This window comes from Cellulosimicrobium cellulans, from assembly GCF_007679345.1.
Lineage (GTDB): Bacteria > Actinomycetota > Actinomycetes > Actinomycetales > Cellulomonadaceae > Cellulomonas > Cellulomonas cellulans_A.
Window position 1 is genome coordinate 60,167 of the sequence record NZ_VEGH01000014.1, and the last position, 19,844, is coordinate 80,010.

Genomic DNA, 19,844 nt, shown 5'->3' on the forward strand with positions numbered 1-19,844 from the left:
GGACTGTGGACGTGAACTCCCTCGCCCCGCTGCTGGTGGCGGTGCCGCTGGCGAGCGCGGCGGTGCTGCTGCTGCTCGGGCGGCGCTCCGACCGCTGGGGCCACTGGCTCGGCCTGCTGGCGTCGACCGCGGCGTTCGTCGTCGGCGCGCTGCTGCTGGTCGAGCTGCTCGGCCGGCCCGCGGACGACCGCTCGATCGACGTGCACCTGTTCGACTGGATCTCCGCGGGCCGGTTCGACCTGTCGGCCGGGCTGCTGGTCGACCCGCTGTCGCTCACCTTCGTCCTGCTGGTCACGTTCGTCGGCTCGCTGATCCACCTCTACTCGGTCGCGTACATGGCGCACGACGCCGCGCGGCGCCGGTTCTTCGCCTACCTGAACCTGTTCATCGCGGCGATGCTGATCCTGGTGCTCGCGGACTCCTACCTGCTGCTGTTCGTCGGCTGGGAGGGCGTCGGCCTGGCGTCGTACCTGCTCATCGGGTTCTGGAACCACCACACCCCGTACGCGGTCGCCGCCAAGAAGGCGTTCGTCGCCAACCGGATCGGCGACCTCGGCCTGCTGGTCGCGCTCATGCTCATGTTCGCGACGTTCGGCTCGGTGGACTTCGCGTCGGTCTCCGCCGGCATCGACGGCGGGCTCGCGTCCACCGCCACGCTCACCGCGACGGGCCTCATGCTGCTCCTGGCGGCCTGCGGCAAGTCGGCGCAGTTCCCGCTGCAGTCCTGGCTCGGCGACGCGATGGCCGGCCCGACCCCGGTCTCCGCGCTCATCCACGCGGCGACGATGGTCACCGCCGGCGTCTACCTGATCGTCCGGTCCGCGCCGGTGTTCGAGGGCGCGCCCACCGCGCAGCTCGTCGTGACGATCGTCGGCGCGATCACCCTGGTGTTCGGGGCGGTCGTGGGCTGCGCGAAGGACGACATCAAGAAGGCGCTCGCCGCGTCGACGATGTCCCAGATCGGCTACATGGTGCTCGCCGCGGGCCTCGGCCCGGTCGGGTACGCGTTCGCGATCTTCCACCTCGTGACCCACGGCTTCTTCAAGGCCGGGATGTTCCTCGGCGCCGGGTCCGTCATGCACGGCATGGACGACCAGACCGACATGCGCCGGTTCGGCGGGCTGCGCAGGTACATGGTGATCACCTGGGTGACGTTCGGCCTCGGCTGGCTGGCGATCCTCGGCGTCCCGCCGTTCTCCGGCTTCTGGTCGAAGGACAAGATCATCGAGTCCGCGTTCGTGGTGCCCGAGGGCGCGGGGGAGTGGCGGGCCTGGCTGTTCGGCGCGGTCGCGCTGATCGGCGCCGGGATCACCGCGTTCTACATGTCGCGGCTGTTCTTCATGACCTTCCACGGGACGAAGCGCTGGACGAAGGACGCGGACGGCCACGAGCCGCACCCGCACGAGTCGCCCGCGCTCATGACCATCCCGATGGTCGTGCTCGCGATCGGCTCGGTCGGCCTGGGCTTCGTGCTCCAGCTCGGCGGCGGCTTCACCACCTGGCTCGAGCCGGTCACGGGGCACGTCGAGCACCACGAGCCGGTGCTGCCGGTCGTGGTCATCCAGGTCGTCACGCTGCTGGCCGTCGCGGTCGGCCTCGTCCTCGCGTGGCGGCAGTACGCCTCGCTGCCGGTGCCGGAGACGGCGCCGGAGGGGTCCGCGCTCACCCGCGCCGCCCGGGTCGACCTCTACCAGGACGCCGTCAACGACGCCGTGCTGGTCGAGCCCGGCCGCCACCTGACCCGCTCCCTCGTCTACGGCGACCGCACCGCCGTCGACGGGACGTTCACCGGGCTCGGCCGCCTCACGGTCGGGATCGGGGAGCTCGTGCGCAGGCTGCAGACGGGCTACGCCCGCCAGTACGCCGCCACGATGCTGCTCGGCCTCGTCGTGCTGGCCGTCGTCGTCCTGGCACCTCGGATCTGAGGGGAAGTCGATGTCGTCCTCCGTCGCCACCACGGACGTGCCGTGGCTGACCCTCCTCATCGTGTGGCCGCTCGTCGGCGCGCTCGTCCTGTGGCTGCTGCCGCGGGGCTCGCGCGCCGCCGTCCCGGCCGACGCCGAGGGCACCGTCACCGCCGGGCCGCGGCGGTACACCCGGCAGATCGCCCTCGGCGTCTCGCTCGTCGAGGTCGCCCTCGGCGTCGGCGCGCTGCTCGCCTTCGACACCGGCGCCTCCCGCGTGCACCAGCTGTCCGAGACCCACGCCTGGATCTCCCAGCTCGGCGTCTCGTACGCGGTCGGCGTCGACGGCGTCGGCCTCGCGCTGGTGCTGCTGTCGGTCGTGCTCGTGCCGGTCGTGATCCTCGCCGCCTGGCGGGAGCAGGGCTCCGGCGCGCTGCCCACCGAGCGGCTGCGGCACTACCTGGCGCTCGTCCTGGTGCTGACCGCGTTCATGGTCGCGGTGTTCGCCGCCCGGGACGTGTTCCTGTTCTACGTGCTGTTCGAGGCCATGCTGATCCCGGTCTACTTCATGATCGGCGCGTTCGGCGGCCCGCAGCGGCGGTACGCGGCCGTGAAGTTCCTGCTGTTCTCGCTCGCGGGCGGGCTCATCATGCTGGCCGGCGTCATCGCCCTCTACCTGCAGGGTCCCGGCGGCCCCCAGGGCTTCCTCACCGACAACCTCACCGGGCTCGACCTGCCGGTGGGGACCGAGCGCTGGCTGTTCCTCGCGTTCTTCGTCGCGTTCGCGATCAAGGCCCCGATGTTCCCGGTGCACACCTGGCTGCCCGACGCCGCCGAGCAGGCGCCCGCCGGGACCTCGACGCTGCTGGTCGGCGTGCTGGACAAGGTCGGCACGTTCGGGATGCTCACGCTCTGCCTGCCGCTGTTCCCCGAGGCGTCCCGCTGGGCGGCGCCGGTGATCATCGCGCTCGCCGTCGTCTCGATCCTCTACGGGGCGCTGCTCGCCATCGGGCAGCAGGACCTGTTCCGGCTCGTGGCGTACACCTCGGTCTCGCACTTCGGGTTCATCGTGCTCGGCATCTTCGCCTTCACGTCGACCTCGGTCGCCGGCTCGTCGTTCTACATGGTCAACCACGGGCTCTCCACCGGCGCGCTGTTCCTGCTGGTCGGGTTCCTCGCGGCCCGCCGCGGCTCCGCCCGCATCGAGGACTTCGGCGGCCTGCAGAAGGTCACCCCGGTGCTCGCCGGCGTGTTCCTGGTGACCGGCCTGTCCGCGCTCTCGCTGCCCGGCCTGTCGACCTTCGTGTCCGAGTTCCTGGTCCTGGTCGGGTCGTTCGGCACCAACCGCGCCGCCGCGGTGGTCGCGACCCTCGGCGTGGTGCTCGCCGCGGTCTACGTCCTGTGGACCTACCAGCGCCTGTTCACGGGCCCGGTGCGCGGCGACCTCGCCGGCACCCGGGACATCGGCGGTCGTGAGCGGTGGGTCGTCGGCCCGCTCATCGCGATCATGCTGGTGCTCGGCTTCTACCCGGCGCCCGCGCTGCGCCTGGTCGACGAGCCCGCCGCGCAGACCATCGAGCACGTGGGCGGCGAGCCGCCCGCGGTCGAGATGCCGATCGCCGTCGACGGCGACTCCGAGGGGAGCGAGCAGTGAGCTTCACCGTGCCCGACATCGCGTGGGCCCAGCTCGCGCCGGTGCTCATCGTCCTCGGCGCCGCCGTGGTCGGCGTCCTCGTCGAGGCGCTCGTGCCCCGCCGCGTGCGCCGCGTCGTCCAGCTGACGCTGACCCTGGTCGCGCTCGCGGCCGCCGTCGTCGCGGTCGCCGCGCTCTGGAACGGCGTCGCCGACACCGGCGGCGCGGAGGTGCTCGGCGGGTCGCTGCTCGTCGACGGCCCGACGCTCGTGCTCTGGGCCATCACCGCCGTGCTGGCGCTGCTGGCCGTGCTCGTGATCGCCGACCGCACGGCCACGGGCGAGGACGCGTTCGCCCCGCAGGGCGCCGCGGTGCCCGGGTCCGGCTACGAGGAGGCGGCGCGCGCCGCCGGCCTGGAGCAGACCGAGGTCTACCCGCTCGTGCTGTTCGCGACCGGCGGCATGCTGATCTTCCCGGCGACGGGCGACCTGCTGACGCTGTTCGTGGCGCTCGAGGTGCTGTCGCTGCCGCTCTACCTGCTGACCGGGCTGTCCCGGCGGCGCCGCCTGCTCAGCCAGGAGGCGTCCATGAAGTACTTCCTGCTGGGCTCGTTCGCGTCCGCGCTGCTGCTGTTCGGCATCGCGCTGCTCTACGGGTTCTCCGGCTCCCTGCGGTACGCCGAGATCGCCGAGGCGGTCCGGACCGTGACCGGCATGGACGGGCTGCTGCTCGCCGGGTCGCTGCTGGTGCTCGCCGGCCTGCTGTTCAAGGTCGGCGCGGTGCCGTTCCACTCCTGGACCCCGGACGTCTACCAGGGCGCGCCCACCCCGATCACCGGGTTCATGGCCGCCTGCACCAAGGTCGCCGCGTTCGGCGCGCTGGTCCGGGTGTTCTACACGGTGGTCCCCGACCTGCGCTGGGACCTGGAACCGGTGATGTGGACCGTCGCGATCGCCACCATGGCGGTCGGCACGGTCGTCGCGCTGGTGCAGACCGACGTCAAGCGGGTGCTCGCGTACTCGTCGATCGCGCACGCGGGCTTCGTGCTCACCGGCGTGGTCGCGCTCGTGCAGTCCGGGATCACGGCCGTGCTGTTCTACCTCCTCGCGTACGGCGCGGCGACGGTGGGGGCGTTCGGGATCGTGTCGCTCGTGCGGGAGCGCGGGGCGGTGCGGTCGGGTGCGGCCGGCGCGGTGGGCGCGGCCGGTGCGGCCGGCGCGGCAGGTGCGCGGGTGCCGGCGCTGGCGGCCGCGGGGTCGTCGGCGCGCGCGGGCGCGTCGGCCGGCTCGACGGCGGACGTCGTCGGGACCGGCGCCGGGGCGGGAGCGGGGGCCGGGGACGGCGTCGACCGGCCCGCGGTCGCCGGGGCCGACGGCGAGGAGCCGCCGGTCGAGGCCGAGGGCCCGATCCTCGGCGAGGCCACGCACCTGTCCCAGTGGGCCGGCCTCGGCCGGACCAACCCGGTGCTCGCCACCACGTTCGCGCTGTTCCTGCTGTCGTTCGCGGGCATCCCGCTGACGGCCGGCTTCACCGGCAAGTTCGCGGTGTTCTCCGCGGCCGTCGAGGGCGGCGCCTGGCCGCTCGCGGTCGTCGGCGTCCTGGCCTCGGCCGCCGCCGCGTTCTTCTACGTGCGGATCATCGTGCTGATGTTCTTCACCAGCCCGCACGGCGGCCCGCGCGACGACGCCGACGACGAGGCCCGCCCGGGCGCCGTCGTCGTCGCCTCGCAGGGCTTCGCCGTCGTCGCCATCGGCGCCTGCGCCGTGCTGACCGTGCTGCTCGGCGTGCTGCCGGGGCCGGTCCTGGACGCCGTCGCGGGCGTCGCCCAGCTCCTGCCCTGACCGTCCTCGACCGCACGCGGCCGTGCGCCCGACCACCTGCGTGGCCGGGCGCACGGCCGCGTCGGTTCTGCCCCGGCCCGCCCGGCCAGATAGGTTCGTCCCGTGACTTCCCCGACCACCCTGCCGCTCGCCGATCCCGCGCTCGCCGAGCGCATCGCGGGACGACTCGACCTGGTCGAGGAGCGCCTGCGGACCGCCGTCGCGTACGCCGACCCGCTCGTGGACGACGCGGCGCACCACCTGGCGAACGCCGGGGGCAAGCGCCTGCGCCCGCTGCTGACGCTGCTGGCCGCCGAGCTCGGCGCCACCGCGGCCGCGGACGAGGTCCTGGACGCCGCCGTCGTGGTCGAGCTGACCCACCTCGCCTCGCTGTACCACGACGACGTCATGGACTCCGCGCCGCTGCGCCGGGGTGCACCCGCCGCCCACGAGGTCTGGGGCAACAACGTCGCGATCCTGGTCGGGGACCTGCTGTTCGCCCGCGCGTCCCGCACCGTCGCGCACCTCGGCCCCGAGGCCGTCATCATCCAGGCCGGCACGTTCGAGCGGCTCTGCCTGGGCCAGCTGCACGAGTCCACCGGCCCCGGCGCGGACGACGACGCCGTGCAGCACTACCTGCACGTGCTCGCCGACAAGACCGCCTCGCTCATCGCCACGTCCGCGCGGCTCGGCGCCATGTACGGCGGGGCGTCGCCCGAGGCCGTCGAGACCGTCGCCGCGTTCGGCGAGCGGATCGGCGTGGCCTTCCAGCTCGCCGACGACGTCCTCGACCTCACCTCCGAGGGCGAGGTCTCCGGCAAGACCCCCGGCACCGACCTGCGCGAGCAGGTGCCGACGATGCCGGTGCTGCTGCTCCGGGAGCGCGCCGCGACCGGCGCCGACCCGGCCGACGCCGACCTCGTCGCCCGGCTCGACGGCGACCTGTCCGACGACGGCGTGCTCGCCCAGGTGCTCGCCGACCTGCGTGCGCACGACGTGGTCCGCGAGACCCGGGAGCGGGCCACCGCGCTCGTGTCCGAGGCCGTCGACCTGCTCGCGCCGCTGCCGGACGGGCCCGTGAAGGACTCGTTCGTGTCGTTCGCGGACGCCCTGGTCGACCGGGCGTCCTGACCCGCTGACGGCTTCGGGGGGAGCGGGATGAGCACGCCGACCACGGCGGGGGACGCCGGGGCGGGCGCGGCCGGGGTCTGCGTCGTGTGCGGCGCGGTGCTGGAGCCGGGCGCGGCGTTCTGCGGCGCGTGCGGTGCGCGGGTGCCGGCGGTGAGCGCGCCGGGTGCGGCGGCGAGCGCGAGCGCGCCGACCGTGGGCGCCGTGCGCAGGGAGCCGTCCGCACCGGCACGCGCGGGCGAGTCGCTGCGGGCGGAGCCGCCCGGGCCGGGACGGGGGGCGGCCGCGGCGCCGGGCTGGTCGCTGGGCGCCGACGTGGACGATGCCGTCGCGCCGGTGTGGCGCCGGCTCGTCGCCCTGCTGGTCGACCAGGCGCTGGCCGTGCTCGTCGGCAGCGCGGGTCTGCTCGCGGTGCTGCCCGCGCTGCGCTCCGACGGCTCGGTCGGCGCGCTCCTGGTGCCCGGCCTGCTCCTGCTGCTGCTCGCCGCGGGCCAGTGGTTCGCCGAGGCGTTCGGGGGCCGCACCGTCGGCGGCGCCCTGCTCGGCACCCGCACCGTGTCCGCCCGCACCGGCCGCGCGCCGGGTCTGTGGGCGGTGCTGGTGCGGAGCGTGGTCCAGGCGCTGGGCGTCCTGCTCGGGGGCGTCGGCGTCTACGTCGTCGCGGGCTCGGGCGCCTGGGACGAGGGCCCGGAGCAGCGTGGCTGGCACGACAAGGCCGCGGGCACCCTCGTGCTGCGCGCCCGTGCACCCCGCCGCGAGGACCCGGCGCCCGCCCCCGTGGCACCGGGGACCCGTCCCACGGCCCCGACGTCCGGGCCGCCGCGGTCCGCCGCGGTCACCGCCCCCGAGCCCTCCGCGCCGGCGGCCCCGCGCGCCGCCCCGACGTCCGGGCCGCCCGCCGGCGCGGACGCGCCGACGCCGGGAACCCGGACGTCCGCCGGCGCGGACGCCTCGACGCCGCGGACCGAGAGCCCCGCCGGCGAACAGGCCGCCTCAGCGGCGGGGTCGACCCCCGGCGCCCCGGCGGGCCTGCACGCGCCCGGCCTCGCGGCGGCGGACCTGCACGTGCCGCCTCCGCCCATGTCGGACGCGCGGTCGCCGGACGCGTCCGAGCCGTTCGGGTCGCCCGCGTCGGAGTCGCTCGGTTCGGCCGCGTCGGAGTCGCGCACGCCGGTCCTGCCCGTGCCGCCCTCGGTGCCGGCGTCGGCGTCGCACTCGCCCGACGTGCCCGCGACCCCGCCCGACGTGCCCGCGACCCCGCCCGACGTGCCCGCGACCCCGCCCGACGTGCCCGTTCAGCCGACCGTGCCCGTTCCCGATCCCGCGGCGGCACCTCCAGCGACGGCGCCGCGGCACGCGGCATCGTCCGCCCCCTCGCCGGCCACGCATCCCGCGCCCGCGGCCGACGCCCCGGTCGACCTGCCGGACACGACCGTCCCGACGGCGAGCCTCGGCGACCTGGAGCACACCCGCGTCGGCCGGTGGGCGGGCTCGCTCGACGCGGCGTCCACGCTGGCCCTCGTGCTCGACACCGGCGAGCACATCACCGTCACCGGTCCCGGTCTGGTGGGTCGCCGCCCGGTCCCGGGGACCGAGCAGTGGGCCCACCTGGTCACGATCGACGACCCGGGCCAGTCGGTGTCCTCGACCCACCTGGCGTTCTGGCCGGTCGACGGCGGCCTCGACGTGCTCGACCGCGGCTCCACCAACGGCACGGTCCTCCTGGACGCGGCAGGCAAGCCCTGGAGCCTCCCGCCCGGGCAACCGGCCCGCGTCGGCGCCGGCTGGACCCTGGTCCTGGGCAGCCGCCGCATCACCGTCACCACGGCCTGACGCCGAGGTCGAGCGTTTCCCGCCTGAGACCCCGCAGAACCCCTCGACGTCGCCGAGAACCCTCGACCTCGCCGTCGGGGGAGCCGGCGGGCGACGCTCACCCCGTGCGGATGAGGTGACACGCGCGCCCCCGGCGGCAGCATGGTCGCAGCCGGGTCTCCCGGCAGGCGCGCCGCCCCGGGGCCGGGGGGACCGGGGCCGGCCGCGCCGCCCACTCCGCAGCGCCGCCCCGCCGGTCGCTCCACCCGCGCACGCATCCCACAGGCGAGCAGCCGACGCGTCATCGAGTGGGCGATCGACACGTCGAGTGGGTATGCGGCGGATGCACTCTCGACGTGTCGTTTGCACAGTCGGCGGCGGGACCGTGCCCGGCCGACGCGCGGACGGCTCCCCGCGCAGGGCTACCCGCGGCTCTCGGCGGCGGGACGGCGCCGGCGGGAGCCGCGCGCTCGTCAGAGGGTCGGCGGGGTCCAGGCCAGCTGGACGACCTGGCGGCCCTCGTCGCGGGTCACCAGCTGCGCGCGCCCGGCCACGGACGGCACGGGCTTCGCCCCGCCGACCAGCGCGCCCTCGTCCGGGCTGCCGGACATGACGATGCCCGGGGCGGCCAGGTCGCGGAGCGCCTGCAGGACGGGCTCGTACATCGCGCGCCCGGCGCCGCCGGACCGGCGGGCGAGGACCAGGTGCAGGCCCACGTCGCCGGCCTGGGCGAGCAGCGGCACGAGCGGCTGCAGCGGGTTGCCCGTGGTGGTCGAGACCAGGTCGTAGTCGTCGACGATCACGTAGACCTCGGCGCCGGTCCACCACGACCGGGACCGCAGCTGCTCCGGCGTCACGTCCGGCCCGGGCAGTCGGGTGCGGAGGTAGTCGGCGAGCCCCGCGATCTCGGCCGCCGCCTGGTCCTGGGTCGTGAAGTAGCCCGCGAGGTACTCCTCGGGGATCTCGCCGAGCAGCGACCGCCGGAAGTCGACGGCGAAGATCTGCGCCTGCTGCGGGGTGTGCAGCCGACGGACCTCGGACGCCACGGCCCGGAGCAGCGCGGACTTCCCGGAGCCGCCGTCGCCGAACGCGTACAGGTGCGGCTCCTCGGCGACGTCGATCCCGACCGGCGCGAGCGCGGCCTCGTCGATGCCGAGCAGCAGGCGGCGCGCGTCGGCGCGGGCGTCGGACCGGACGTGGTCGAGCGTGACCTCGTCGGGCAGCAGCCGCAGCTTGGGGCCGGCGGGACCCTGCCACGCGGCGTTGACGGTCTCGATGAGGTGCGCGACGCCGGCGCCGAGGGTGTCGGGCGAGGAGTCGCCGTCGACGCGGGGGAGCGCGGTCAGCACGTGGTGCTTCGACACGGCGAGGCCGCGGCCGGGCCGGTCCTTGGGCACGTTGACGGCGACCTTGCGGTCGATCTCCGAGTCCATCGGGTCGCCGAGCCGGAGCTCCAGCCGGGTGCCGAACAGGTCCTTCACCTGGGTGCGGAAGTCCATCCAGCGGGCGGCGGACGCCACGAGGTGCACGCCGAACGTGAGGCCGCGGCCGGCGAGCGCCTGGATGCGCGGCTCCAGCTCGTCGAACTCGGCGCGGATCGTGGACCAGCCGTCGACGAGCAGGAACACGTCGCCGTAGCCGTCGTCGGCGGTGCCCTGCGCGCGGCGGGTGCGGTAGGTCTCGATCGAGTCGATGCCGTGCGCCCGGAAGTACCGCTCGCGCTCGTCGACGATCGACTCGACCTCGGCGACCGTCCGGCGCACGACGTCGGGCTCGGCCCGGGAGGCCACGCCGGACACGTGCGCGAGCCCGGCCAGCGGGGCGAACGTGCCGCCGCCGAAGTCGAGCACGTAGAACTGCACCTCGAGCGGCGTGTGCGTGAGCGCGAGCGCCGTGACGACGGAGCGGAGCACGGTCGACTTGCCGGTGCGCGGGGCGCCGACGACCGCCATGTGCCCGGCCGCGCCGCCGAGCGACACGGTGAGGTTCTCGCGGCGCTGCTCCAGCGGCCGGTCGACGGTGCCGAGCGGGACCGTGAGCGTGCCGGCGGACCGCCAGCCCGGGGACACCAGGCCGAGCCGCGGGTCGGCGACCAGGTCGGGCATGAGCTCGTCGAGCGTGCGGGGGACGACCAGCGGCGGCAGCCACACCTGGTGCGCGGGCGGGCCCTGGCCCTTCATCCGCTGCACGGCGATGTCGAACGTCGCGCGCGACTCCTCGGGCTCGGTCGCCACGACCTCGGTGGTCGCGGGCTCGACCTCGACCGCACCGAGCACCGGCGCGGCGGTGAACGACTCCAGCCGGGTCAGCCCGGTCCCCGCGACGGTGCCGCCGGCCGCGGCCCGGCGCCGGGCCTTCGGCGGGCCGGAGACGTAGGCGGCGCGGAACTGGATCATCGTCGTGGTGTCGGGCTTCAGGTAGCCCATGCCCGGCACCGGCGGCAGCGTGTAGGCGTCGGGGACGCCGAGCACGGTGCGCGACTCGGCGGCCGAGAAGGTGCGCAGGCCGATCCGGTAGGACAGGTGCGACTCGAGCCCGCGGAGCCGGCCCTCCTCGAGCCGCTGCGAGGACAGCAGCAGGTGCATCTGCAGCGACCGGCCCAGGCGGCCGATCGTCACGAACAGGTCGACGAACTCCGGCTTCGCGGACAGCAGCTCGGAGAACTCGTCGCAGACGATGAGCAGGGCCGGCAGCGGGGCCAGGTCGGTGCGGCCGCCCTTGCGGGCCTTCTCGTAGTCGGCGACGTTGGCGAAGTTGCCCGCGGCGCGCAGCAGCTCCTGGCGGCGGACCATCTCGCCCTGCAGGGCGTCCTGCATGCGGTCGACGAGGGTGAGCTCCTCGCCGAGGTTGGTGATGATCGCCGAGACGTGCGGCATGTCCGCCATGCCGGCGAACGTCGCGCCGCCCTTGAAGTCGACGAGGACGAAGTTCAGGTCCTCGGACGAGTGCGTCATCGCGAGCGCCAGCACGAGCGTGCGCAGCACCTCGGACTTGCCGGAGCCGGTGGCGCCGATGATGAGCCCGTGCGGGCCCATGCCCTGCTGGGCGGACTCCTTGATGTCGAGCGCGACGGGCTGGCCCTGCGGCGTGACGCCGATCGGCACCCGCAGCCGGTCGCGGGGCAGGCGGGGCCGCCACGCGACGTCCAGGTCGAGGTCCCGGACGTCGCCGACGCCCAGGAGGTCGACCAGCTCGGACGACACCTCCTCGTCGCCGCGCTCCGGCCCGGACTCGACGTGCAGCGGCAGCAGGCGGCGCGCGGTGGCCTCGGCGTCCGCGACGGACATCTGGTCGCCCTCGACCCGCACCGGCGCGTTGCCGAGCCGCAGCACGTCGACCGGCGCGCGCACGGCGTCCTCGGTGGCGACCGCCCCGCCGACGTTGAGCCGCAGCGTCGTGGGCTCGTCGAGCTCGTCCCAGCGGTCGGGCAGCTCCAGGACGGTCACGCCGAGCACGCCGTCGGTGGTGAGGATCGCGTTGCCGACCGGGACGTGACCGCCGTCGACCACGACCAGCACGTGCGGCAGCGGCGCCTCGGCGGCGTAGCCGAACCGCGGGCGGTCGACGAGGTCCTCGGGGAGCAGCGACTCGACGTCGGCCAGGGTGGTCCCGATCATCCGGGCGGCGCCGACGGCGTCCCGGGTCCGCGTCGAGTGGGCGTGCGGCAGCCACTTGACCCAGTCCCACTCGGGGAGGGCGGCGTCGCTCGCCACGACGGCGATCTGCAGGTCCTCGGGCGCGTGGAACGTCGCGAGCTGGCTGACGACGGCGCGGGCGAGGGCGCGCGTCTCGCTGGCGGCGCCGGTGATCTCGATGCGGGCGACGGACCGGACGTCGAACGCCAGCGGGACGCCCTGCTGCACCCGGTGGGTCACCAGGAACCGGTGCGCGGCGGACGCGGCGACGGGGTCGAGCTGCGCCAGCGGCGGCGTCTGCGGCGCCTCGAGGTCGAGGCAGAGCGGCTGCGCGCCGACGCCGACCCGCGCCACCAGGAAGTCGTCGTGCTGCGACCGGCGCTCCCACACCCGGGTGCGCTCCTCGGCGACCGCCGGCAGGGCCCGCGGGTCGGGGGAGGTCCACTCGGCGGCGCGGCGCTGCGCGTTCGCGGCCTGCCGGACCGAGTTCCGCAGGTCGGACAGGTAGGCGAGGTACTCGCGCCGGGCACCGACGACCTGGGCCTGGTGCTGCGACCGCTGCCGCCAGCCGTTGACGCCGACGAACCCCAGCGAGGCCAGCAGGAACATGCCCGCCGTGATGAAGCCGCGCGGACCGGGCTGCGTGGTCGCGACGAACACGATCGACCCGACCGAGCCGAGCATGGGGATCGCGTTGGCGAGCATCCCGCTGATGCCGTCGGAGGCCTGGATCTCGGGCGGGGGCTGCAGGACGACCTGTCCGCTGGGGACGGCGGGCGGCTCGAGGCGCGTCCCCTGCTGCGGCGCGATCGACATCGTCGGCGCTCGGTCCCTCCTGCCGGGCGGGGAGCCAGACGCCCCCCGACGTTCCTGTGGCGTCAACCTACCCGCACGGGCGCGCGCGGGTAGGTCGGCGTTCCACCGTCCGGGCGATCCTCGCCGCGGTGCGCCCGGACCGGGGGACGACCGGGGTGCTGACCGGCCCTGACCGCATAGCATGACTGGCGCCGCGCCCGGGGGCGGGCGGGACCGCCGCCGACGCCCCGCCGGGCGCGCGACCGGCGGAGGGAGAGCGCGTGACGGTGCAGGCGACCGGCGCACCCCTGACGCGCGTCGCCGTGCACCTGGGCACCCGCCGCCTCGACGTCGCCCTGGACGCCGGCCGCACCCTCGGCGAGCTGCTCGCCGCCGCGGGTGTGCCGCTCGTCCCGGGGATGCTCGCCCTCGACTCCGCGGGTCGCGTCCTCGACCTCGCCGCGCCGGTCGCCGCGCAGGTGTCCGACGGCGCGGTCGTGCACGTCGTCGCCCCGGCGCCGCGCCCCCGCGGCCGGGCCGCACGCGCCCGCGCCGGCTGGGTCGCGAGGCGGCCCGACCCGCAGCCGGCGCTGCTGGGCGCCGCCGCGGCCGCGGCGGGCGTGCTCGCGGCCGTCGCCCTGATCGACCCCGTCGCGCGGGGCTGGCTCGCGCTCGCCGCCGCGATCCTGCTGGGCGCCGCGGCCCTGGCGCTGGCCGTGCTGCCCGTGGCGTCGGCGACCGCCGCCACGCTCGCCGCACCCGTGCTGGCGTTCGCCGCGGGGGTGTCCGCCGTCGACCCCGCCGGGTCCGCCGACCGCCGGCTCGCGCTCGTCGCCGGGCTGGTGTCCGCGACCGCCGTCGCCGCGGTGCGATGGGTCGCCACCCGGGCGGAGCGGCGGGGCCAGGACGTCGCGGGGGTGCTGGTCGTCGCGGTCGGCGTGGTGGCCGGGCTGGCGCTCGCGGTGCTGCTGGCCGGGCTGCCCGGGGTCGTGGCCGCCGCCGTGCTGCTCGGGCTGACGCCGGTCGCCCTGCGCGCGCTGCCCGTCCTCGCGCTGTCCGTGCCCGACGAGCAGCTCGTCGACCTCGCGCACGTCGCCCGCACCGCGCCGTCCGTCCGCGGGCCCCGGCCGCGCGGCCTGGGCCGGGTCAACGAGCGGCAGGTCGTCCGCACCGTCGACTCCGCCGAGCGCCGCACGGACGCCGGCGTGCTGCTGGTCTGCGCCGTCCCGCCCGTGCTGGTGCCCGTCGTGCTCGCCGCCGCGCTGGGCGACCCGCAGCGGGCGACGCTGCGCGGGTGGGCCGCCGTCGCGCTCGTGGCCGCCCTCGTCGCCGTGCTCTCCCTGCAGCCGCGCGCGGCCCGCGGGCCCGTCGCGCGGTGGGCACCACGGGTGGCGGCCGCGCTCGTGCTCGTGGAGCTCGCGGCGCTCGGCGGCCCACGGCTCGGCGCCGACGCCGTGCCGGTCGCCGCCGCGTGCGTCGTGGCCGGACTGGCCGCGGCCGCGATCGGGGTCGCGCTCGGTCGTGGGTGGCAGTCGGTGGTGGCGTCGCGGTTCGCGGACGCGGTCGAGGGCCTGGGCGTCGTGCTGGCGCTGCCGGCGGCGCTCGTGGCGGCCGACCTGATCGAGACCCTGCGGCGGGTGACGTCGTGAGGCGGCGGGCGGGCAGCGGCGGCGTGGCCCGCGTGGCCCGCGGCGGGGCGGGGCAGCCACAGGGGAGCAGCACGACAGCGACGACGGGGGAGCCGACGTGGACCAGACGATGAGCGCGATCCCGGTCGGCACCGTCGCCGTCCGCACCTGCGCGAGCTGCCACCGGCCGCTGGCCCCCGACGCCCGGTTCTGCACCGCCTGCGGCACCCCGGCCCAGCCCGACGCCACCGTCACGGTCGTCGAGGGCGCCCAAGGCCGGGCCCGCGGCGACGCCCGGCCGCGCGAGCCGCGCCCCGCCGTGCTGCACCCGGCGTTCGGCGACGCGACTCCGGCCGGCCCCGGCCGCCGCGTGCTGGCCTACGCGGTCGACGCCGTCGCCGTCGGTGCGGTCGCGGGCGGTCTGCTCGCCTGGACCGGCTCCTGGCTGCTGGCGGCGCTGGTCGTCGTCGAGCTCGCCGTCGGCGTGCTGGTCTGGGAGGCGCACACCGGACGGACGCTCGGCAACACCGTCCTCGGGCTGCGCACCGCGCGCGAGGAGACGCCGTACTCGGTCGGCCCAGCGCGCGCGTTCCTGCGCGGGCTGGTGCTCGCCGCCGGACACGCCGCCGCGGGTCTGGGGCAGTGGGTGGTCGTCGCGTCCGGGGCGTTCGACAAGACCGGGCGGGCGCAGGCGTGGCACGACCGCGTGGGGCGCGCCGTCGTCGTGGACGTGCGGGCGCACGAGCGGGCCGTGGAGGAGGCCGCCGAGGTCGAGGAGCGCGCGGGGGCCGTGGCGGTCGGGGCGGCGCCGCGCGCGGCCGCGCAGGTCGGCGCCGGGGGCGTGCCGCAGCAGCAGACCACGGGTGCGGCGGCCGGAAGGCCCCCGGTGCTCGCCTCGCCGGCGCAGCGCCCCCAGCCGCAGCAGGTCGCTCCGGCCGCCACCACCACCGCCGTTTCGCCGACCACGGCTCTCCAGCCGCCCGTGCCGGTGGCGCCCGCGCCGCTGGCCACGCCGGCCGACGGCGGCGCGGGAGCCCCGACCGGTCGTCGGGCCGCGCGTGCCGCGGCCGAGCAGGCGTCCGCGGTCCCGGCGGCGCCCCAGGCACAGCCCCCGGCCGCAGCGGTGCAGCCCGCCGCGGACGCCGCGTCGGTCGGCATCCGCCCGGTGGTCCCGGCCCGGCCGGCCCCGGAGCCCGCAGCCCCGCGCGTGGTGCACCACCAGGCGCAGCCGTCGCCGTTCCTGGTCACCCTCGACACCGGTGAGGTCATGTCCGTCACCGGCCCCGGGCTCATCGGCCGGGCGCCGCGTCCGGCAGCCGGCGAGCGGTGCGACCACGTCGTCGTGGTGGACGACCCGGAGCGCAGCGTCTCGCGCACGCACGCGCGGTTCGGGATCGAGGACGGCACGTTCTGGGTGTCCGACGCCGGCTCCGGCAACGGCACCACGCTGCGGCTGCCCGGCGGGCGGGTCGTGCCGGTGCCGGCGGACCAGCGGGTGCTGGTGCCGTCGGGGTCGACGATCCAGGTGGGGGACCGCGGGGTGCGGATCGACGCGCCGGGGGCGGCGCGGGGCTGAGGGACGGCCGCGGCCGGCGGTGGACCTCGCGCGGCCGGCGGGCGACGGCCCGGGCGGGCCTCGCCCTCAGGCGGGCGCCACGTCCGCCGCGGGCAGCCACACGGCTGCGGTCAGCACACGCGGATCGCGCACCCTGACCCGGACCAGCGCGACCCCGTCCTGGTCGGTCCACCGCTCCAGGACCTCCGTCGCGGTCCGCTCCTCGCCGGTCGCCCACCGCAGCACCGCCACGGCAGGGGCAGGGTCCGCGACGTCGTCGTGCTCGCCCGCGGGTACCCGCCGGGCGTTCAGCAGCGGGACGGTGCCGCCGGTGGCCCCGTGGTCGTGGCCCGCGGAGTCCGCCGCCGCGTGCGCCAGCGCGGGCCACCGCTCGTACGTGCCGGAGTCGGGCAGCCACGCGAGGCGCCGTGCGGCGGGGTCGTCGTCCACGCGACCCACCGTGGCAGGCCCGCGACGCCACCCTAGGGGCGGTGGGCGGGCCCGGGAGGGAGCGCTAGGTGGTGCCGGTCGTCGGGGACGACCCGCGGCCGGCGGGACGGCTCACGCCGCGGATCCGCCGGCCGTGCGAGGTCACCAGTCGTCCTGGTCGTCGTCCGCGACGGCGGACACCGGGGCGGCGGACCGGAGCGAGTCCCGCCCGCCGGCGCGGGCGGCAGCCCCGAGGTCGGGACGCTCCCCGCCCTCGTCGACGTCGATGTCCGGGGCGAGCAGCCCACCGGAGGTACGGCGCTTGGAGCCCTTCGCCGCGCCCGCGCCACCGCCGCCACCCATCGGGGCGCCCGCCATGCCGCCGGTACGAGCGCCCGACGCGCCGGCGCCCGTGGCACCGGCCTGCGAGCCCTGGACCAGGGCGGACGTGGAGCCGGAGAGACCAGAGCCGGAGGTGCCGGCGCCGACCGTGCCGAGCGGGACGCCTGTGCCGGCACCCAGGCCGCCGACGCCGCCAGCGCCACCGAGGCTGCCGACGCCACCGAGACCACCAGCACCGCCGCCGGCGGCGAGCCGGTTCAGGCCCGCGCCACCGAGGGCCGCGCCACCCACGGTCAGACCGCCGGCGAGGCCGCCCGCGCCCAGACCGGCGAGGCCGTTCGCGCCGTTGGTGCCCGACGAGCCGGACCCGCCGAGGAACGTGCCGCCGCCCGCGCCGGACCCACCGGGGACCGTGCCGCCGACGAGGCCGTCCGAGGACGTGCCGTCACCGGAACCGGGGACGTGCCCGCCGCCGAGGCCGCTGCCGCCGCCGGTCGAGCCGCCGCCGCCGGTCGAGCCGCCGCCACCGGTCGAACCGCCGCCGGTGAAGATCGGGTCCTTGCCCACGGAGCCGACGCCGGAGTCGTTGCCCCCGTGACCGCCCGAGCCGGTCGGCACCCCGCCGACCGAGGCGCCGGGTGTCCAGGACGACCCGACGAGGCCCGCGCTGGCGCTCGTGCCGGGGGAGTAGGAGTCGACGCCGCGGCCGGCGCCACCGGACGAGCCACCGGACCAGCCGCCGGAGACGCCGGGGCTGCCGGAGCCAGAAGTCGGCCCACCCGTCGGGCCGGTCGAACCCGTCGACGGGCTGTCGACGTTGTCGCGGGAGTCCGAGGGCATGGAGATCGAGTCGATCGCCGAGTCGAGCTGACGCAGTGCAGCCGCGGCCTCCGCCTCGCGCCGCTGCTCCCGCTGACGAGAGAGGACCTCGCCGGCGACGACGCCGGTAACCGGACCGATCCCGGGCAGGGCGACCGTGGTGGCCGCGGTCAGCCCCACGCGCTCGGCGGCGCTCAGCTCCCCGGGGGGGAGGTCGGCGTACGCCTGCTTGGCCGCGACGATGGCGGACGTCGCCGACGCGCCCGCCTGGGCGAGCGCGTCCAGGTCGTCCGCGACCGTCGCGACCTCGCGCGCGAGCCGGGCGAAGTGCTCGAGCGCGGCGTCGGAGCTCGCACCGTCGATCCCGGTGTCGGACCCGACCCCCCGCAGCCCGTCGACGGTCGTCTCCATGCCGGCGGAGTACGAGGAGAGCCGTCGGACCGAGGAGTCCAGGACCCCGAGGTCGGCGTCGCGGGCACGGCCCAGCTGGTCGGCCTGGTCACCCATGATGTCCCCCTGAGTAGTTGGTCGGCGTGTCATGCGGGTCGGTTCCGGATCTTGGGTGGCGGCGTCGCCCCAGGACGACGGCGATCACGATGCCGCCGACGACGACCAGGGCGATGACGCCCGCCACCACCGGAACCACGGGGAAGCCCGGGGAGGCATCCGTGGTGTCGTCGGTCGCCGCAGCGCTGTCGTCGGTCACGGGTGGGGCGCTCGCGTCGTCCTCGGGCCCGGCGGTCGGGGCATCACCGGACGTGCCGAGCACGTCGGACACCAGGGGCTCACGGCCGTCGTCGAGCAGGAACGGGTTCTCATCGGGGTAGCTCGTCGGGTCCACCGAGAGCAGAGTGCGGACGCTCACCGTGCCGTAGCCCCACTCCCAGTCGTGCGCCGGGGTGTCGCGCACCTCGCCGTCGGTGGTGTGGACGAGGGCTTGGAGGAGCTGCCCGGCGGATGCCTCCGGGTGGAGCGACCAGAGCAGCGCCAGGACCCCGGCGGTGTACGCCGTCGCGTTCGAGGAACCCGTCGTCGTCTGGTAGGCGTCCCACGTCCCCGAGAGAGCGCGGATGCCGGCGCCAGGCGCGACGACGCTCAGCTTGCTCCCGACCGGGCTGCCCTCGGCCAGCGTCGCGTCGGACGTCACCGTCCCCGTGGTCACGACTCCGTTGGCCACGGCGGGCATGCCGCTGATCGCCCCGTCGTTGCCGCCCGCACCGATGACGATGGCGCCGGCGCGCAGGGCGTCCGCGACCGCGGCCGACGTGATGTTGTTCGAGCCGGGCACGGCGATGATGTCCGCACCCTCGGCGAGGGCGTCGCGCATCGCGTCGTCCTGCGACCAGTCCTGGTCGGCGGGCGTCTGGCACGCTCCGTCCACGATGATGGCGTACGTGCGCAGGGTCACCCCAGGTGCGACCCCAGGGATGCCCTCCGCGCCGCCGGTGCCGGCGTCGGTGCCGGCGATCATCGTGGCCATGGACGTCGCGTGCCGCCCGTCCGGGTCGGTCGTCGTCGCGGCGTACGGCTCGCCGCCCACCTCTGGAGCGCAGTAGGCGGGCTCGTGCGGCTGCACGTCCGCACCGGCCAGGTCGGGAGCGGCGGTGTTCACGCGTCCGTCGAGCACGGCGACCGTCACGCCCTCGCCCGTCGTGCGCTGGTGGATCTCGGCGAGGCCCGTCGCCTCGTAGTACCACCGGCCGTCGTCGGAGCCGGGCACGGCGGCCACGGCCGCCGCGGGTGAGGCGGCGGCGGCCGCCGCGAGCGCGCACGCGGCGGCGAGAGAACGGCCGAGGCGCGCCGTCGGGCGCGGCATCAGAACGACCGGGTCACGTTCGGTGCGCCGTGGCTCGTCGCGGTGTTCGTCGACGGCGCCGCGTCCAGCCGCTCGGCCAGGAGGCGCAGCTGCTCCTCGACGGCGGCGTCCTGCTGCTCGAGGGAGAGCGCGCTGTCGGCGAGCGCCTGGCGGCACGCGTCGATGGCGGTGCGGATCGACTCGAGGCGGTCCTCCCGCGCCTGGAGCGCGTGGCGGAAGCTCGCTGCGAACGCCTGCACGCTCGGGATCTCCGGCCACGCTCCGGCCTGACCCTCGCGGAGCCGCGAGATCTGCCCCTTCAGCCGGTCCGTGTCGTCGAACAGCGTCACGAGCTGCCCCAGCCGGGCCTGCAGGACCTGGGTCCTGACCTCGACGTCGCCTGCCACGTCCGTCCTCCGCAAGAAGTCTCGTGCGCGTCGCCCCCTGCGACGCGATGGCCGCGCGGTCGCGCCGCTGCCGTCGTGGGTGACGGCGGGCGCGACCGCGCGGGTCGTGCTGGGTCGGCGTCACGCGCGGGGCGCGGCGCCG

Annotated in this window: 12 protein-coding genes; 7 read left to right on the top strand and 5 right to left on the bottom strand. The window is 76.5% G+C overall.

Annotated features, from left to right (window positions below; genetic code table 11):
• Nucleotides 1-5: 5 nt before the first annotated feature.
• From nuoL to FS882_RS16920, 5 genes are all read left to right on the top strand, one after another.
• The gene (gene nuoL / locus FS882_RS16900; RefSeq protein WP_374233551.1) at nt 6-1,925 is read left to right on the top strand and encodes an NADH-quinone oxidoreductase subunit L; all 1,920 of its coding nucleotides are present in this window, start codon (nt 6-8) and stop codon (nt 1,923-1,925) included.
• A gap of 10 nt (nt 1,926-1,935) precedes the next feature.
• Nucleotides 1,936-3,558 carry an NADH-quinone oxidoreductase subunit M gene (locus FS882_RS16905; RefSeq protein WP_158374786.1) on the top strand — a complete coding sequence of 541 codons (1,623 nt, stop codon included), beginning with the start codon at nt 1,936-1,938 and terminating at the stop codon, nt 3,556-3,558.
• Complete coding sequence (gene nuoN / locus FS882_RS16910) at nt 3,555-5,378, top strand: NADH-quinone oxidoreductase subunit NuoN (RefSeq protein WP_158374788.1); 1,824 nt, start codon at nt 3,555-3,557, stop codon at nt 5,376-5,378. Before FS882_RS16905 ends, nuoN begins: the two co-directional genes overlap by 4 nt.
• Nucleotides 5,379-5,480: 102 nt before the next feature.
• The gene (locus FS882_RS16915) at nt 5,481-6,488 is read left to right on the top strand and encodes a polyprenyl synthetase family protein (RefSeq protein ID WP_158374790.1); all 1,008 of its coding nucleotides are present in this window, start codon (nt 5,481-5,483) and stop codon (nt 6,486-6,488) included.
• Nucleotides 6,489-6,515: 27 nt separating this feature from the next.
• Nucleotides 6,516-8,318, top strand: a complete 1,803-nt coding sequence (locus FS882_RS16920; protein WP_158374792.1) for an RDD family protein — start codon at nt 6,516-6,518, stop codon at nt 8,316-8,318.
• A 452-nt stretch (nt 8,319-8,770) separates the two neighbouring features.
• Here the strand turns inward: FS882_RS16920 and eccCa are convergent, their stop codons facing one another.
• Entirely contained in the window at nt 8,771-12,748 is a 3,978-nt protein-coding gene (eccCa, locus tag FS882_RS16925) for a type VII secretion protein EccCa (RefSeq protein WP_158374794.1), read from the bottom strand.
• 260 nt (nt 12,749-13,008) lie between these two features.
• Between eccCa and FS882_RS16930 the strand changes: the two genes are divergently transcribed.
• Together FS882_RS16930 and FS882_RS16935 are read left to right on the top strand one after the other, a co-directional pair.
• Entirely contained in the window at nt 13,009-14,376 is a 1,368-nt protein-coding gene (locus tag FS882_RS16930) for a hypothetical protein (protein ID WP_158374796.1), read from the top strand.
• Between the two features lie 97 nt (nt 14,377-14,473).
• On the top strand, nt 14,474-15,931 hold the full coding sequence (locus FS882_RS16935) for an RDD family protein (RefSeq protein ID WP_187365345.1): 1,458 nt from the start codon (nt 14,474-14,476) through the stop codon (nt 15,929-15,931).
• Nucleotides 15,932-15,997: 66 nt separating this feature from the next.
• Here the strand turns inward: FS882_RS16935 and FS882_RS16940 are convergent, their stop codons facing one another.
• The 4 genes from FS882_RS16940 to FS882_RS16955 form a co-directional block, all read right to left on the bottom strand.
• Nucleotides 15,998-16,360 (bottom strand): hypothetical protein, encoded by a 363-nt coding sequence (locus FS882_RS16940; RefSeq protein WP_158374800.1) that lies wholly within the window; start codon nt 16,358-16,360, stop codon nt 15,998-16,000.
• Between the two features lie 141 nt (nt 16,361-16,501).
• Complete coding sequence (locus FS882_RS16945) at nt 16,502-18,007, bottom strand: hypothetical protein (protein ID WP_158374802.1); 1,506 nt, start codon at nt 18,005-18,007, stop codon at nt 16,502-16,504.
• On the bottom strand, nt 18,000-19,316 hold the full coding sequence (locus tag FS882_RS16950; RefSeq protein WP_158374804.1) for a S8 family peptidase: 1,317 nt from the start codon (nt 19,314-19,316) through the stop codon (nt 18,000-18,002). The genes FS882_RS16945 and FS882_RS16950 overlap by 8 nt, the downstream gene beginning before the upstream one ends.
• Entirely contained in the window at nt 19,316-19,702 is a 387-nt protein-coding gene (locus FS882_RS16955) for a hypothetical protein (RefSeq protein ID WP_158374806.1), read from the bottom strand. The genes FS882_RS16950 and FS882_RS16955 overlap by 1 nt, the downstream gene beginning before the upstream one ends.
• Nucleotides 19,703-19,844: the final 142 nt, after the last annotated feature.

What these genes read in the sequence shown, in the direction of transcription:
- FS882_RS16905 (WP_158374786.1), top strand. Translation starts at nt 1,936, where the DNA reads ATGTCGTCCTCCGTCGCCACCACGGACGTGCCGTGGCTGACCCTCCTC.
- FS882_RS16920 (WP_158374792.1), top strand. Translation starts at nt 6,516, where the DNA reads ATGAGCACGCCGACCACGGCGGGGGACGCCGGGGCGGGCGCGGCCGGG.
- eccCa (WP_158374794.1), bottom strand. Translation starts at nt 12,748, where the DNA reads ATGTCGATCGCGCCGCAGCAGGGGACGCGCCTCGAGCCGCCCGCCGTC.
- FS882_RS16945 (WP_158374802.1), bottom strand. Translation starts at nt 18,007, where the DNA reads ATGGGTGACCAGGCCGACCAGCTGGGCCGTGCCCGCGACGCCGACCTC.
- FS882_RS16950 (WP_158374804.1), bottom strand. Translation starts at nt 19,316, where the DNA reads ATGCCGCGCCCGACGGCGCGCCTCGGCCGTTCTCTCGCCGCCGCGTGC.